This window comes from Sanguibacteroides sp. AM78-02pH3A (genome assembly GCF_027666085.1).
GTDB classification, from domain to species: domain Bacteria; phylum Bacteroidota; class Bacteroidia; order Bacteroidales; family Marinifilaceae; genus Gabonibacter; species Gabonibacter massiliensis.
On the sequence record NZ_JAQEHX010000005.1, the window covers coordinates 78,310 to 93,422 of the forward strand.

Annotated in this window: 15 protein-coding genes; 5 read left to right on the forward strand and 10 right to left on the reverse strand. The window is 43.5% G+C overall.

All coding sequences use genetic code 11. From position 1 onward, the window contains the following. Nucleotides 1-2: 2 nt before the first annotated feature. Both PGR74_RS09145 and PGR74_RS09150 read right to left on the reverse strand, forming a co-directional pair. Nucleotides 3-464, reverse strand: coding sequence for a DUF4268 domain-containing protein (locus tag PGR74_RS09145; RefSeq protein ID WP_110688593.1), 462 nt, complete (start codon nt 462-464; stop codon nt 3-5). A gap of 39 nt (nt 465-503) precedes the next feature. Then, the gene (locus PGR74_RS09150; RefSeq protein ID WP_235375047.1) at nt 504-986 is read right to left on the reverse strand and encodes a tyrosine-protein phosphatase; all 483 of its coding nucleotides are present in this window, start codon (nt 984-986) and stop codon (nt 504-506) included. A gap of 113 nt (nt 987-1,099) precedes the next feature. Here PGR74_RS09150 and PGR74_RS09155 point away from each other — a divergent pair, with 113 nt between their 5' ends. From PGR74_RS09155 to PGR74_RS09165, 3 genes are all read left to right on the forward strand, one after another. Further along, nucleotides 1,100-1,705, forward strand: coding sequence for a ribonuclease HII (locus PGR74_RS09155; protein ID WP_041502879.1), 606 nt, complete (start codon nt 1,100-1,102; stop codon nt 1,703-1,705). 42 nt (nt 1,706-1,747) lie between these two features. Next, the gene (locus PGR74_RS09160; RefSeq protein ID WP_041502878.1) at nt 1,748-3,265 is read left to right on the forward strand and encodes a GH3 auxin-responsive promoter family protein; all 1,518 of its coding nucleotides are present in this window, start codon (nt 1,748-1,750) and stop codon (nt 3,263-3,265) included. 99 nt (nt 3,266-3,364) lie between these two features. Next, nucleotides 3,365-4,384 (forward strand): META domain-containing protein, encoded by a 1,020-nt coding sequence (locus tag PGR74_RS09165; RefSeq protein WP_041502877.1) that lies wholly within the window; start codon nt 3,365-3,367, stop codon nt 4,382-4,384. A gap of 44 nt (nt 4,385-4,428) precedes the next feature. Here the strand turns inward: PGR74_RS09165 and PGR74_RS09170 are convergent, their stop codons facing one another. Continuing rightward, complete coding sequence (locus PGR74_RS09170) at nt 4,429-6,606, reverse strand: glutamine synthetase III family protein (RefSeq protein WP_041502876.1); 2,178 nt, start codon at nt 6,604-6,606, stop codon at nt 4,429-4,431. Nucleotides 6,607-6,840: 234 nt separating this feature from the next. On the opposite strand from PGR74_RS09170, the gene PGR74_RS09175 reads away from it, so the two are divergent. Together PGR74_RS09175 and PGR74_RS09180 are read left to right on the forward strand one after the other, a co-directional pair. Then, nucleotides 6,841-7,722, forward strand: a complete 882-nt coding sequence (locus tag PGR74_RS09175; protein ID WP_041502967.1) for a pyridoxamine kinase — start codon at nt 6,841-6,843, stop codon at nt 7,720-7,722. Then, nucleotides 7,719-8,543, forward strand: coding sequence for an HAD-IIB family hydrolase (locus PGR74_RS09180; protein ID WP_110688592.1), 825 nt, complete (start codon nt 7,719-7,721; stop codon nt 8,541-8,543). Before PGR74_RS09175 ends, PGR74_RS09180 begins: the two co-directional genes overlap by 4 nt. Nucleotides 8,544-8,548: 5 nt before the next feature. Here the strand turns inward: PGR74_RS09180 and PGR74_RS09185 are convergent, their stop codons facing one another. From PGR74_RS09185 to PGR74_RS09215, 7 genes are all read right to left on the reverse strand, one after another. Further along, nucleotides 8,549-9,988, reverse strand: a complete 1,440-nt coding sequence (locus tag PGR74_RS09185; protein WP_041502874.1) for a hypothetical protein — start codon at nt 9,986-9,988, stop codon at nt 8,549-8,551. After that, nucleotides 9,988-11,109: a hypothetical protein gene (locus PGR74_RS09190; protein ID WP_146216423.1), complete on the reverse strand. Its 1,122-nt coding sequence runs from the start codon at nt 11,107-11,109 to the stop codon at nt 9,988-9,990. The genes PGR74_RS09185 and PGR74_RS09190 overlap by 1 nt, the downstream gene beginning before the upstream one ends. Beyond that, complete coding sequence (locus tag PGR74_RS09195; protein WP_110688591.1) at nt 11,054-11,764, reverse strand: ABC transporter permease; 711 nt, start codon at nt 11,762-11,764, stop codon at nt 11,054-11,056. The genes PGR74_RS09190 and PGR74_RS09195 overlap by 56 nt, the downstream gene beginning before the upstream one ends. A gap of 287 nt (nt 11,765-12,051) precedes the next feature. After that, nucleotides 12,052-12,288 (reverse strand): hypothetical protein, encoded by a 237-nt coding sequence (locus PGR74_RS09200; RefSeq protein WP_041502870.1) that lies wholly within the window; start codon nt 12,286-12,288, stop codon nt 12,052-12,054. 237 nt (nt 12,289-12,525) lie between these two features. Continuing rightward, on the reverse strand, nt 12,526-13,353 hold the full coding sequence (gene pyrF, locus PGR74_RS09205; protein ID WP_041502869.1) for an orotidine-5'-phosphate decarboxylase: 828 nt from the start codon (nt 13,351-13,353) through the stop codon (nt 12,526-12,528). Nucleotides 13,354-13,503: 150 nt separating this feature from the next. Further along, entirely contained in the window at nt 13,504-14,589 is a 1,086-nt protein-coding gene (gene prfA, locus PGR74_RS09210; protein WP_041502966.1) for a peptide chain release factor 1, read from the reverse strand. Nucleotides 14,590-14,775: 186 nt separating this feature from the next. Continuing rightward, the gene (locus PGR74_RS09215) at nt 14,776-15,030 is read right to left on the reverse strand and encodes a helix-turn-helix domain-containing protein (protein ID WP_052649333.1); all 255 of its coding nucleotides are present in this window, start codon (nt 15,028-15,030) and stop codon (nt 14,776-14,778) included. Between the last annotated feature and the right edge of the window lie 83 nt (nt 15,031-15,113).

The following is a 15,113-nucleotide window of genomic DNA, read 5'->3' on the forward strand; positions in this document are numbered from 1 at the left end:
TTTCAGCAATCTTTCAACCGTGCATTGATCAAATCCCGATATTCAAAATACAACTCTTCCAGTAATGGCATCTTCTCGACAAAGAAAGCATATATCTTTTCCCAATCCCCCGCATTATACAAACTCACTCCCGGCAGCTCGAAAAAAATCGCACTCACCCGGCGATCTTTTTCAACCCCTTCATACTCCTCCTCCCATATCAATTCCGAACCGCATACCCCGGCGAACAATTTCCGATAAGCAAGAAAACATTCATAAATTTCAAAACGGCGTAAATCATTCTTATGATCTATTTGAAACATAACCAACGCTTTTCGGTCATCAGCAAAAAATTTCAATTGCACTGATTTTATCTTTACCCCGGTCAACACCCAACGTCGATCGATACGTTTTTTCCGGCAATAGGATTTAAAGCCTTGCCAAAAACCGATTCTTATCGCTTTCGCCTCCTCTTTCGTATACATAACACATTCTACTTTAGGACCGACAAATATACAGGGTTCTCATGAAATACCCAAAGCCTGTTTCATATGTTCGACATCCGTCCCGTGCAACATGTCGATCAATTGATCGAATATCATATGGAATCCGTATTCCCCGTCGACCATCGCATTCACGGCATCTTCCTTGCTGATTCCTAAAAAAAGAATCTGATACATGGCACAAACGGCTCCCGTTCGGTCGGAACCGTGCCAACAATGAATCAGAATCGGTCCTTCCCGGTCCCGAAGGATACGCATGGCTTCCAGAAGATCATCCTGATTCATTTTGGAAGCTTTCATTCTCAAACGATGCAATTTGATGTCGGTTCCTCTCGCTTCATCCTTATCGTTATGACGGTTGCGTAAATTCAGGACCTCCTTGATACCGAATTGCTCAAGAGCCCGGAAATCACGATAAGAAGGTTGGTCCGACCGGTAGACATCCTTATCAATCCGATAACAATTTTTCAGCCGACTCCCGGGAACCGTTATTTTTTCTACCATAACCTTATTTTTATCGAATACAAATTTATGCATTTCCTTATAGCCGAAAAAGAAATATCCTATTAAAGAACAACATTTTTTTATATATTTGCTGGAGATTCAACCACGCGTATATGTTGACATTAAAATATTATTCCGATAAAATTGAAGCTGGTTGCGATGAAGCCGGACGAGGATGCCTGGCGGGTCCCGTTTTCGCTGCTGCCGTAATACTCCCGGACAATTTTTCCAACGAGATGTTGAATGACTCGAAACAGCTTTCCGAAAAAAAAAGAGACGAACTGCGTTTGATTATAGAACGGGAAGCTTTAGCCTGGGCCGTTGCCAGTATGGACAATGAAGAAATCGATAAAATCAACATCTTAAACGCTTCCATCGCGGCAATGCAAAAAGCATTAGGAATGCTCTCCATCCGACCGGAACATATCCTTATCGACGGAAATCGTTTTAAACCGTACGAGGAGATCGAATATCACTGTATCGTAAAAGGGGACGGGAAATACATGTCTATCGCGGCGGCATCGATTTTAGCCAAGACTCACCGGGACGAATACATGAAAAACCTACACAAAGAGTATCCGGTTTACGATTGGCAACGTAATAAAGGTTATCCGACCAAAGAGCACAGGGCTCAAATCCGGATACACGGGATCACCCCTTTCCACCGGAAAACATTCAATTTAACAGACCAGCAATTAGAATTGAATTTTAATGATTGAGAGATAACATATCGTATCAATTTCCTTTTAACTATAAGCATTATGGCCCTCATTAATTCCATCATATCCTTATTTTCATCCAAACGATTATCGCAAATCGATTATTTCAAGGCAAATCCCATACAAGTCCAGGAAGAAACCTTGCAAAATCTTTTGCAAACGGCAAAAGATACGGAATACGGGAAAAAATACGATTTTGCCTCCATTTGGACCTCGGAACAATACCGGGAAAGACTTCCGATCGTTCACTATGAAGAAATCGCACCCTATTCCGAACGCCTAATGAATGGAGAGCAAAATTTGCTATGGCCGGAACCTATTACCTGGTTCGCTAAATCTTCTGGTACCACAGCCGCCAAAAGCAAGTTCATTCCTGTCAGTAAAGAAGCTTTAGAAAACTGTCACTTCCGGGGAGGCAAGGATGTCATCTCGCTTTTTAACCGGAATTATCCAGACGCACAGGCCTTCGGAGGCAAGACGTTAGCTTTAGGGGGAAGCAGTGAGGTCTCTAACGTAAACTCCAATTGCCAATACGGAGATCTTTCCGCCATCCTGATTTCAAACACCCCGTTTTGGGCCAATCTAATGAAAACCCCCGATCAATCCATCATGCTGATGAGCGAATGGGAAGAAAAAATCGAAAAGATCTGCGATGTAACCATAAAAGAGGACGTAAGATGTTTAGCCGGCGTTCCCAGTTGGTTTTTAACCCTGATCAACCGCATTCTGGAACGTACAGGTAAAAATAATCTCCACGAGGTGTGGCCGAACTTAGAGTTGTTTATCCACGGAGGAGTCAGTTTCTCCCCTTACCGGGAACAATACAAACGGCTTCTCCCCAACCCGAAAATGAAATACATGGAGACCTACAATGCCTCCGAAGGATTTTTCGGGATCCAGGACAATCCGAACGATTCATCCATGTTATTGATGCTCGACTACGGGATATATTACGAATTCATGCCTACTGCCGAGTTAGGAAAAACCAACCCACGGAGTCTTTCACTGAAAGAGGTAGAAACAGACGTAAACTATGCCCTGATTATTTCGACGAACGGAGGACTATGGCGTTATATGATCGGAGACACCATCCAGTTTACTTCCCTGAAACCCTACAAATTCCGGATCACGGGACGCACCAAGCTATTTATTAACGCCTTCGGGGAAGAACTAATCATCGACAATGCAACTCAGGCCATAGATGAAGCTTGTCGTCAGATGCAATGCAATATCATCGATTTCACGGCTGCCCCGGTTTTTATGGAGGAAGGAAAAAAAGGGGCGCACGAATGGATTGTCGAATTCGAAACTCCCCCCGGCGACCCGGAAGCTTTTGCCGAGATATTGGATAACGAACTAAAGAAACTCAATTCCGATTACGAGGCAAAGAGATATAAAAACATGTCCCTTCAACGATTGATCCTTCACGTCGCCCGGCCCAATCTATTTAAGGATTGGCTCAAAGAAAAAGGCAAATTAGGAGGCCAGAATAAAGTTCCCCGCCTATGGAACGACCGTACCCATTTGGAAGAATTACTACAATTAAACAACAAAATATAAAACGGAACGTAATTATTCCTTAGCATATTTATAAACTTTTTGTCTATCATTTTTAACGGTGCTACCGTTAAGAATATATTTTTGTAAAAAAAATCATCCATGAAAAAAACAACTATTTTAACAACAATCGCAACAGTATTGGTACTGTTCAGCTGTAAAAGCAACACGGGAAATTTAGCCCAACTAACAGCTAACAAATGGCAACTAAAAGAGATGAGTGTGGAAAACAAAAAGGCGGTACTTCCGGAAAGAGTTCCTTCCGTAGAGTTTGCCGATTCCAACGCTATGTACGGATTTTCCGGTTGCAATCGCTTTTTCGGGAAATACACCACCGAAGGAAATACCATTAAAATCGAACCGGGAGGAAGCACCATGATGGCTTGCCCCAATCTGCAATTCGAGGATCAATTTATGAAAGTATTTGCCCAAATGACCTCTTATTCCATCACGAATAAAGAGTTAAAATTAACGGACAAAGCGAAAAAGCAGATTTTAATCTTTGTTCCGCAAAAAGAGGAACAACGGATAGGAGTGGCGAACGACGAACACGGATGTAACGCTGCAGCCGGGTACACGTGGTCGGAAGTATCCCAAGAGTGTATCCGTCTATTCGAGTCTGGTATCCGCATGCTTTCCAAACAAAATCCGGAAGCCTCGAGCGCCGCTTTTATCGTTTTCGCACCGGACTCCTCTAAAGTAGAACTATTTTTACCCGGAGAGGAGATTCGTCCGATCTTAGACAAAAGAAGTCTTCCCAAGGGAGGAAGCGCCTGGAACATAGAAGACGACGACACCTACAATGTCAGAAGAGTCGACGGCAAATGGATTATCGAGAAGCGGACAGAAACGCTGTTCGTTCAAGATCCGAACGGACCTGTCACCATTACCTACGTGGGAGGAAACGGCAAAAATAAAATGTTGTACCAAATTACGGTAACCTATTTTCCCGATCAGGAAAAAGCAAAGGTTCAATACGACGACCAGATCTTCGAGTTAACCCAGCAAGTCTCTGCTTCCGGGGTCCATTACAAAAACGATCAAGTGGATTTGATCGGTAAAGGCAAAGAGATACAATTCACACTTCCCGACGGAATGATTCTGAAAATGAACGAAAAATAATAAACGAATCCTCCCTTTTCAAAGGGAGGATTCGTTATATAACACTATCGGGAAAACAACAACTCCCGGTACTTAGGCAAAGGCCATATCTCGTCATCTACCAGCAACTCCAATTTATCAATATGATAGCGGATCTTCTCCAAATAAGGACGTACCTCCGCCGTATACACCTCAGCCCGTTTCACCTCATCCGACAGGGCATTAGCCAATTTCCTGGCTTCGGTCATATCAGAGACCATCGTTTGTATTTCCCGGATATGCAAAGAGATCGTCCGAATCATTTCCAATTGGATTTCAGCTATCCCTCCATCCGCAAATGCAGCCTTTAAACCGTTCACGTTATCCAAAAGCGTATTTTGGTATTTTATAGCGATCGGAATAATATGATTCAAAGCCAGATCCCCCAATACTCTCGATTCGATTTGCAGCTTTTTCAGATAAATCTCATTCTTTATCTCGAAACGAGCCTTCAGCTCCCGTTCACTCAACACTCCCGAATTCACAAACAAGCGACGGGCTTTGTCCGACAGATAAGCTTTCAAGGCGGGTATGCAATCCGTATCGGTAGACAAACCTCTCCGGGCAGCCTCCTCTCTCCATTCCTGTCCATAGCCATTTCCCTCGAAACGGATAGATTGCGATTCTATGATGTACTTGCGCAATACTTGAAAAATCGCTTCGTCTTTCTTCACCCCCTTATCGATCAAAGCATCCGTCTCTTTTTTAAACAACACCAACTGCTCCGCCACGGCCGTATTCAAAACAATCATGGGGCCACCGCAATTCGCGGAAGAACCGACAGCCCGAAATTCGAACCGATTACCGGTAAATGCAAAAGGAGACGTTCTGTTCCGGTCCGTATTATCCAACATGATCTCCGGAATCTTTCCCACATTTAACTTTAACTCGGTCTTTTCATCCGGACTCATTTTTTTAGAACTCACTTTCTCCACCAACTCATTCAACACTCCGGACAAATAAGCTCCCAAGAATACGGACATAATCACGGGAGGAGCCTCTTCTCCCCCTAAACGAGCCTCATTCCCCTGCGACACGATACAGGCCTTAAACAAATCCGAATATTCGTGTACCGCCTTTATGGTTGAAACCAAAAAAATCAAGAATTGCATATTGGACTTCGGGTTACGTCCGGGCGACAATAGGTTTACCCCCGTATTGGTCATCAACGACCAATTATTATGTTTTCCGGAACCGTTCACCCCCTTATAGGGCTTTTCATGTAAAAGAACCCGAAAATCATGTCGCCTCGCCACTTTTTTCATGGTAGACATCAACAACTGGTTATGGTCAACCGCCAGATTCGCCTCTTCAAATATCGGAGCACATTCGAATTGATTCGGAGCCACCTCATTGTGTCTGGTCTTAATGGGGATGCCCAAACGATGACACTCGTATTCCAGCTCTTCCATAAATGAAGTCACCCTTGCCGGAATAGCGCCGAAATACTGATCCTCCAACTGCTGATCTTTTGCCGATGAATGTCCCATCAACGTCCGTCCGCACAGCTTCAGGTCGGGACGAGCATTATACAAAGCTTCATCTACCAAAAAATATTCCTGCTCCCATCCCAACGTCGCAATCACCCGACTCACGTCTTTATCAAAATACTGGCAGATATCCACGGCGGCCTTATCAATCAAGGCCAAAGCTTTCAACATCGGAGTCTTAAAATCCAAAGCCTCTCCGGTATAAGCCACAAACACGGTCGGGATACACAAGGTCCGGTTATTAATAAAAGCCGGAGAACCCGGATCCCATGCCGTATACCCCCGAGCCTCAAACGTATTTCGAATCCCCCCGTTCGGAAAACTCGAAGCATCCGGTTCTTGCTGCACCAGAACCCGGCCGTCAAAGGATTCGATCACGTTGCCGTCAGGCAGTACATCCACGAAAGAGTCATGCTTTTCGGCCGTTGCCCCATTCAACGGATGAAACCAATGCGTGTAATGGGTAACACCGCGCTCTACCGCCCATGCCTTCATCGCGGCTGCCACCTGATCCGCTAACCCGCGGTCGATACTGGTTCCATCAAGCATGATTCGTTCCAATTTTTTAAACGCTTCGATAGAAAGATAATGCCTCATTTTTTCCGAAGAAAAAACATCTTCCCCGAAGATCTCCGAACACCTGGGCCAAGATGCTCCCGTTACCGGCTTCCGATCCGCCAATTTTTCCAAAGCCATAAATCTGATTTTTGCCATAATTTGTTTTATTTAGATACCACCCCATATTTTTATGGGGTCAAATATATAAAAAAGTACTTATTTCAAATAATACCCCCTTAATTTTTATTACCATTCCGACAAAAAAAATAATTTCAAACCAGACACCCCCTACTAACAGGTCTCTCTCGTCAAAAATATTTTTATAAATTTCAAAAGTACATGCCTGAATATTCCTCTTTTCACGTAACTTTGTTCTTTAAAATTTCAAACATGAAAAAAATTGCGGCCATACACGATTTATCCGGTTACGGAAGAGCTTCCCTGACGGTAGCCATACCTATACTTTCTCACATGGGGTATCAGGTATGTCCACTTCCGACAGCCATATTATCGGCACATAGCGAATACCCGAACTTTCGTTCTCTCGATCTGACCGACTTCATGGAGGAGTACATCGCCCACTGGAAAACATTAAACCTGCATTTCGACGCGATTTATTCCGGTTACCTCGCCTCCGTAAAACAGATGGAAATCGTATCCGATTTTTTCAACCACTTCCAAAACGAACAAAACTTTATATTGGTGGACCCCGTACTCGGGGATCACGGCTCCCTTTATCCGAACATGAATCAAGCCATGATAGAAGGGATGAGACACCTGTGTACCCAAGCCAAAGTGATCACCCCTAACCTGACGGAAGCTGCATTTCTACTCGGGGAAAACAGCGTCAAAGGAATCTCGGCGGAACAAACGTTAGCCTGGTGTAAAGCCTTATCACAATTCGGGCCGGAACACGTAATCATCACTTCGGCTCCCGGCAATAACCCGCAAGATATCGTAACCATAGCCTACAACCGGACGGATAATCGCTACTGGGAAGTGGTTTGCGACCACATCCCCGCCTCTTATCCGGGCACGGGAGATGCCTTCGCCAGCGTTATCACCGGTTGCCTGTTAAACGGAGACAGTCTTCCCGAAGCCGTAGACCGTGCCGTTCATTTTATCAACATGGGTATCAAAGCCACATTCGGTTACACGCATAATCCTCTCGACGGTATGAATCAGGAGAAAGTGTTGCACTATCTGAACGAACCCATACCTTATTACAGGTATCAACTGATAGAAGAACCGAAAACGACCGACCGGACATGATAAAAGCTATTATTATTGATTTTGACGGTACAACCCTACCCCGCCAATGGCATTCCGTGAGTAAAGAAAACCGGGAGGCTTTGGAAAAAGCGGGCAAGAAAGGCATCATCCGGATTTTGGCAACCGGACGTTCCTTTTTCTCTTTCAATCACGTTCTTCCCGAAGGATTACCCATAGATTATATGGTATTTTCCTCCGGCGCCGGAATCATGCAATGGGACAACCGTCGAATCATGCAATCCCGGGAATTAACGGTAAAAGAGACCCGGGAGATAGCCTCCTATTTATGGAAATACAATGTCAACTTTACGATCCAGAAACGCATTCCGAACAACCACTTTTTTCTTTACAGACATATCGCCCGACAACATGAAGATTTCAGAAGCCGAATAGAAAATTATCCCGGCTTGGGAACCCCTATGCCCCTACCGGAGGATCTGAACGAAGGAGCGACCCAATTCCTGACCATTTTAGGAGCGGATCAAGCCGATCTGCACGAAAAGATACAACAGCAACTCTCTTCCTATTCCGTGATCCGGGCAACCTCCCCCATCGACAATCGAGCCATATGGACCGAAATATTTGCCAAAGACGTGAATAAAGGAAGCAGTTGCGAACTGCTCTTGAATCAACTCGGGATCTCTTTTCCCGAATGCGCGGGGTTAGGAAACGACTACAACGACTTGGATTTTCTGGAACGGTGCGGCATATCCTTTGTCGTGGCCAACGCTCCGGCTCCCCTTACAAAGCGATTCGAAAAGGTTCCCGCCGACACTGACAACGGTCTCGCCGCCTTTATCTATCAAAACATCAATCTATAAAAACATCATTCACCCTTGTATTTCCATTTCACGGCATCGGCAACGATTAAAGTCGGATAGTCCCAACTATTTAACGGAGAATCTTTGGATACCCGGTCGTCCAAAACGACAAGGCTCATCCCGCATTCCATACGATACTCTCCCAAAGATACCCATCCGTCCATATCGTCCTCCAAGGTCAAGGCGACCTCGGTTTCTCTTTCTGCATGCCGAACCGTATAAAAATAAGTTGTACCCGGCTTGCGCATATTAACTATATCGGGTCCATCAGAAATATAGGCAAAGACCTCGTACCTACCGGACTTATCGATAAACGTATGCCACTCCACCCCATTACCCCCGCGTCCCGCCGTTTTACAATACGCACTTCGTATGGAATCCCCGTAAAACCGACCATCGAGAACCGGGGTCCATTGTTTTACTCTTCCTATCAACTTATCTTTAAATTCGTATCTGTTCTTCCTCCCGGACATCAAGGATAAGCTCCACTCCTTTTCCGGATGAATTACACGAAAATTCGTGTCCCGATCGTCCACGATCACCTCGTCTGCCGAAGGGAAAAAATCCGAGACATTACAACTCTTTTCCCCTTCCGAGGCAACCTCCCCGCTTTCCAAAGGCAAATAGAACGTTAACGGTAGATTGCGGGAAAGATATGTCATAAAACTCTGTCGATCAGACCCATTTAACGCCGTACACCGGAGAACCTTGCATTCGCCGGGTTTTAACAGAAAACCGCGTATGATTTGTTTGGTCACATACCTATTTTGAATCCCCCCTACCGGTACCGAGACAATTCCTTCCGTCCGACTATCGTTAAACACTTTAAAACTCAACACGCGATTACCCGGTCCCCGCTCTTCGTGCGGCAGCCTCTCCCCTCTTATCTCCTTCACTTTAAATAAGGGCAGTCCCTTTCGGGAATAGAGCTTAGCGACAATAGCCCCGAGGTCCGCACGATACTTCTCCCCGTATGCTTTACAAAAGCACTCGAAATCAACCGTCTCGAAAAGGTGTCTACATAAAAAATCATCCAAAAAAGAATAAAACGTATCTTCCCCCGTGCAAGCTGTCAGATAAGCCCCAAGATAGCCCGCGCTAAGATAAAGAATACAATCGATCTCCTCCGTCGAAAGTGTTCGATCACGGCAAGCCTCGTCCAAACTCCTCGCGGAAAGATAATCGATACAAGACTTTATCAAAGCTCCGGAAAAGTATTTATCCAGGCCAGGACCTCCTATTTGAGCATATTTTAATAGTATATCCAATGCAGGATAACGTCTGTCCGAAATAAACCCCGTAAAGTCTTGCAACAGAGAAGCTACATTATTCATCTCTCCTTGAAATAGACTCTCGACACATCCTTTCACACGCATGAGTAAATCGTCGTACTCCCCCATCTTCTCCGAATCCAACAGCGCCGTAATATCACCCACCTTAGACATTATCGCAAAACGTTCCGGTAGGAATACCAACCCGGGCTGATTGTAGTTGTTATTGTTATTCCATTTACGCTAATGTGCGGCAAAGGAGACGGGGACTTCCACGACCTTAAACTCTTTAAAAAGATAGGGCTTTTGACAGCAGCGTTCATAAAAGTTCGAACTACTCTCAAAAATCTCTTTTTTTGCTCGAAAGAGAGCGGTAGCTCCCAATCTCCCCAATCCCTGCTCCGAAAGTAATACCACTCCAACTCTATCGAATTGATCTCTATACGCTTCCGTCCTAAATCACCGATACATAAAGCAATGCCCGGCAGGTTATCCCTGCTTCTAAAGATACTCCTCTTTTCCTCTTCTTCCCTTTTACCCTGCGAAACAATCAATAATCCTTCTCTCTTTTCCACGCTTAACGAGTAACGCGCATAATCGAATTGCCTATCCAAAGGATAACCCGGGTTCTCAGGAGCTACAGCCGCCGGATACCATTGACACTCGGGATAAAGTAACGTGAATCTATCCGATAGATAAGAGTAAAGATTACCGTAACGAAAACCAACACCTAACTTTTCGACAGGAGTATCCAATTCCCGATGATCGTATTCCGTATCTCCCAACTCCAAATAACAAAAGGCATCGTCTATCTTTCCGGCATAGTCTATTTCCAAGAAGAGACTCTCCCCGGGAGCTAATGCCCGCTTCACAATAACAATTTGCTTCTCTCGGGTAAAACCGACAGCAATCTCTTTCTCTTTACAAGAAGTGATCGACAAAAAAGGATTCAGATACAATATGAAATCAGCAATCCTCTGATCCGTCGGGTTCCGTATTTCCATGCGACTACTCCCGTACAAACTGTCTTTGACCTGCCTACAAGCTATATCATTGGACAACATTTTCACCACGGGTGAAGAAGAGTATTTTCTATATACCTCCCGGTATGTTTCCCGTCTCACATCCCGCTCCCGAAAACCCTGGTCATACCAATTCCCCGCAAAAACCGCACACACGCACAATAAACATCCCCCCAACAACAAATAAGCAGGCTCTTTTATATCTCCGGACTTTCTTTTACAACAAACGATACCCAATATTCCTAACCCGACACCCGCGAATAAATAAGCCAATCGATGCAATATATAAGGCCATAAAACAAGGATGTCCGGTAATTTCCGAAAAAATATTGGGAATCTCCCGTCCCGCGTAATCCAATAGCCCGTGTCGTATCTCGGGCAGATAAAAACAGGAGATTCCCCAGATCAAAAGTAAGATGAGTAATGTTCCCCCTTTACTTTTCATCAAGCTACCGGTAAACATCGATAATCCCAACCAAAAACAGAGAGTAGGAAATGTCAACGTAACTAAATAAAAAGGATAGATCCACCACCGCAACGGATTTTCACTCCAAAACAGCTGCAAAAACAACCCCATAAACAACACGATCACATTTAACACCATTACCACCGTGATCACCCCCAAAGCCTTTCCGGCAAAATAGTCGAAATTACTCACCGGACGGAAATAGATCACATCCAGTGTTGTTAATTTCAATTTTTCTTTTAATAAATCGTAAGCCATAAAGAGAATAAACAAGGGCTGTATACTATTAAAAAGAAACGAAAATAAAAAAGGATCTGCCGAAGAGAGTCCGGCCGGAGTAAATATCAAATAAATTTTCCCGAAATAAAAAATCACCGGGATCAATAAGACTACCAATAAAAATAGTCTTACCAACCAATCTCGCCGGAGCAATTTTATTTGATAGAGCCAAACTGTAAACATTCGAGTATTCAATATTAGCATTTGAAATTAATTGTCTGTTTATCATTATTCGGATAAGTCACCACAGCAGTAACTGTCAATGTACTTCTATTTATTTTTATCTCTATATAAGTAGGCCCTGCTCTCAATTTACACCGTGCGTCGTAAAACGTCCCTAAGTAATATATATCAATTATTAATTCCCCAACAAGCCCAGACGACGATTGCATAATCTTTTCAGTTTTATATAATTCGCCATTACCCGGGGTGCTACTATTAATTAAACTCCCCCAACCACAAAGTATATCCTAATCAAATATAGAGTAAATCTCATACTTAACCCTCACTCCCACATTAGCAAGCGGAGAACCAATTTCATCTCCCACAAATAGATGTAAATAAACAGGATACTTTAAAGACGACTTGTATGCATTTTGCATCGGGATTCCATTATACTTCGTTTTCTCCTGTGCAAAACCGACATGACACAAACACACCATAAAAGCCATACCTAACAAAACTCTGATAATTGATTTTCTTTTCATAACACTAATATTTAGATTTAACAAAACCCAACTTTAGTCTATCCAAGCACAACTAACATCTATTAAAGCAATAAATATATCAATAATTATTTAATTTACAATATTACAATACAATATTAACACAACAATCCATCATTTACTATAAACGCCCTCTTTGAACAACCTCTTAGAAAAAAAAAAAAGGTTGTCCACTTACTTATGGACAACCCTCCTCCACGCACAATGGCAAATATATTTTTAAATAATTCCTTTCTCTGATAACAACTCTTTCATCTCTTGTTGCAGTTTGATCGCCTCAACCCGGGCTCGAACAGCAAAATTTTCCGTGTTATCGGCGAAGATAATTCCCCGTGAAGAGTTTACGATCAGCCCGCAATGGCCATTCATACCGTATTTGGCCACTTCTTGCAAACTACCGCCTTGTGCTCCGACCCCCGGAACCAACAAAAAGTGATCCGGCACGATTTCACGAATACCGCTCAACATCTCGGCCTTGGTTGCGCCGACCACGTACATCATATTTTGAGCATTGCCCCAATCCTGTGATTTACGTAACACCTTCTCGTATAACTTTTCCCCGTTTTCCTCGAAAAATTGAAAATCATAGGCACCCTTATTCGAAGTCAAAGCCAACAAGATCACCCATTTCCCCTCGTATTTTAAAAACGGAGTTACGGAATCCTCTCCCATATACGGAGCCACTGTTATAGAATCGAAATCCAGCCTCTCCAAGAAAGCATGCGCATACATTTCCGAGGTATTCCCGATATCTCCTCTTTTAGCATCGGCTATGGTCAGCACCTCCGGATAATTCGTCTTTATATATTCGATCGTCTTCCCCAAGCTCTCCCAACCCTCTACTCCGCGACTCTCGTAAAAGGCTATATTCGGCTTATAAGCAATCGTTATATCCGCCGTAGCATCTATTATTGCTTTGTTAAACTCGTATACAGGATCTTCTGCATCCAATAAATGCACCGGGATTTTCTTTATATCGGAATCCAACCCCACGCAAAGGAAGGATTTCTTCCTCTTTATTTGTTCGAACAATTCTTGATACAACATATTTATTGATTTTGTGATTCTGTGATTTAGAGATTCTGTGATTTAGAGATTCTGTGATTTAGGGATTCTGTGATTTAAAGATTCAAATCACTTAATCTCCGAATCATCGAATCTCGCAATCGCTCAATCCATTAGTTTCTTAATTTACAATTAAAACCCGCTTTCCTTCAACTTTTCCGTATTTTCCTCAATTTGCAACTTCTCGATAATCTCGTGTAAATCTCCGTCCATGATAGCGGCCAAATTATACAATGTCAAATTAATCCGATGATCCGTCACCCGTCCCTGAGGATAATTATAGGTACGGATCTTTGCCGAACGGTCCCCGGTAGAAACCATCGTTTTCCGCTTGGAAGCGATCTCGTCCATGTATTTTTGGTGCTCGATGGCATAAATCCGGGAACGTAACTCTTTCATAGCTTTCGCCAGATTCTTGATCTGAGACTTCTCGTCCTGACAGGTCACCACGATTCCCGTGGGGATATGCGTCAAACGAATAGCCGAATAAGTGGTATTCACCGATTGCCCTCCGGGACCGGACGAACAATAAGTATCCTTGCGGATATCCGCCGGGTTCAACTCTACATCCACCTCTTCGGCCTCAGGCAAAACGGCTACGGTTGCGGCAGAAGTATGTACCCGTCCCTGTGTTTCGGTAGCAGGTACGCGTTGTACCCGATGTACTCCGGACTCGTATTTCATGATACCGTATACCCCTTCGCCCGAAATATTGGCCACAATCTCTTTATATCCTCCCGAGGTTCCTTCACTTACGTTAGTCACCTCCATCCTCCAACGTTTAGTCTCGCAAAATTTCGTGTACATACGGAATAAATCTCCCGCAAAAATGCAGGCTTCGTCTCCCCCCGTTCCCGCACGTATTTCCAAAATAACGTTCTTGGAATCTTCCGGATCTGCCGGGATCAACAACATCTTCACCCGGTTTTCCATCTCCGGAATTCTTTCCAACAACTCGTCCAGTTCCAATTGGGCCATCTCCCGTAACTCCTTATCGCTCTCGTGTTCCAGTATCTCCTCTGCCTCTTCACGTAACTTCACTGCATTTTTCAACTCGTTAGCCGCTTCCACAATCTGCTCTAAATCCCGATACTCTTTATTCAACTTTACGAACCGATTGATATCCTGAATCACTTCGGGATCCGTAATCAATTGTCCGATCTCATGGAAACGAATATAAAATGTCTCTAACTTCTCTAAAAGGGCATTATCACTCATATACATTCAATTATAATTCTTGCAAAATTAATAAAAACAAAACAGTTTTCAATCCATTTGATTATAATTCCCCCGTTTATTCCCCGATCTGCAAAACAAAGAAGGATCCGGAGGCGGTTCGAACCACCTCCAGACTTTCCGGTATCTTAATAAAATAATAGAAATATCAATAGATCAAACATACATCTATTCTCCCGACGGCTCCTCCAGACTTTTCCCAACCAAGTCACTCAACTCGATTTCCAAAGCACTACAAATCAAACAAAGCGTTTTCACGGTAACATTACTTTTTCCAGCTTCAATCCGGCTCATATTCGAACGCTCGATGTCACATTTATAAGCAAGTTCTTGTATCGTAAGATTTCTACTCATTCTTATTCGTTTGATATTCAATGCTATTCGATGTATTTCCTCGTCATAATCCATTTTATTACGTATCATATTTGATACGCAAATTTTTTACTTTATATTTGCAACATGCGTATCATAAATGATACGCAGTGATTTACATCAATAACGTTATA

Bases quoted from the DNA above. Each gene is read 5' to 3' on its own strand.
- prfA (WP_041502966.1), bottom strand. From the start codon at position 14,589: ATGAGTGATAATGCCCTTTTAGAGAAGTTAGAGACATTTTATATTCGT.
- PGR74_RS09200 (WP_041502870.1), bottom strand. From the start codon at position 12,288: ATGAAAAGAAAATCAATTATCAGAGTTTTGTTAGGTATGGCTTTTATG.
- PGR74_RS09145 (WP_110688593.1), bottom strand. From the start codon at position 464: ATGTATACGAAAGAGGAGGCGAAAGCGATAAGAATCGGTTTTTGGCAA.
- PGR74_RS09160 (WP_041502878.1), top strand. From the start codon at position 1,748: ATGGCCCTCATTAATTCCATCATATCCTTATTTTCATCCAAACGATTA.
- PGR74_RS09185 (WP_041502874.1), bottom strand. From the start codon at position 9,988: ATGTCTAAGGTGGGTGATATTACGGCGCTGTTGGATTCGGAGAAGATG.
- pyrF (WP_041502869.1), bottom strand. From the start codon at position 13,353: ATGTTGTATCAAGAATTGTTCGAACAAATAAAGAGGAAGAAATCCTTC.
- PGR74_RS09150 (WP_235375047.1), bottom strand. From the start codon at position 986: ATGGTAGAAAAAATAACGGTTCCCGGGAGTCGGCTGAAAAATTGTTAT.
- PGR74_RS09175 (WP_041502967.1), top strand. From the start codon at position 6,841: ATGAAAAAAATTGCGGCCATACACGATTTATCCGGTTACGGAAGAGCT.
- PGR74_RS09165 (WP_041502877.1), top strand. From the start codon at position 3,365: ATGAAAAAAACAACTATTTTAACAACAATCGCAACAGTATTGGTACTG.
- PGR74_RS09180 (WP_110688592.1), top strand. From the start codon at position 7,719: ATGATAAAAGCTATTATTATTGATTTTGACGGTACAACCCTACCCCGC.
- PGR74_RS09215 (WP_052649333.1), bottom strand. From the start codon at position 15,030: ATGATACGTAATAAAATGGATTATGACGAGGAAATACATCGAATAGCA.
- PGR74_RS09155 (WP_041502879.1), top strand. From the start codon at position 1,100: ATGTTGACATTAAAATATTATTCCGATAAAATTGAAGCTGGTTGCGAT.
- PGR74_RS09170 (WP_041502876.1), bottom strand. From the start codon at position 6,606: ATGGCAAAAATCAGATTTATGGCTTTGGAAAAATTGGCGGATCGGAAG.
- PGR74_RS09195 (WP_110688591.1), bottom strand. From the start codon at position 11,764: ATGTTTACAGTTTGGCTCTATCAAATAAAATTGCTCCGGCGAGATTGG.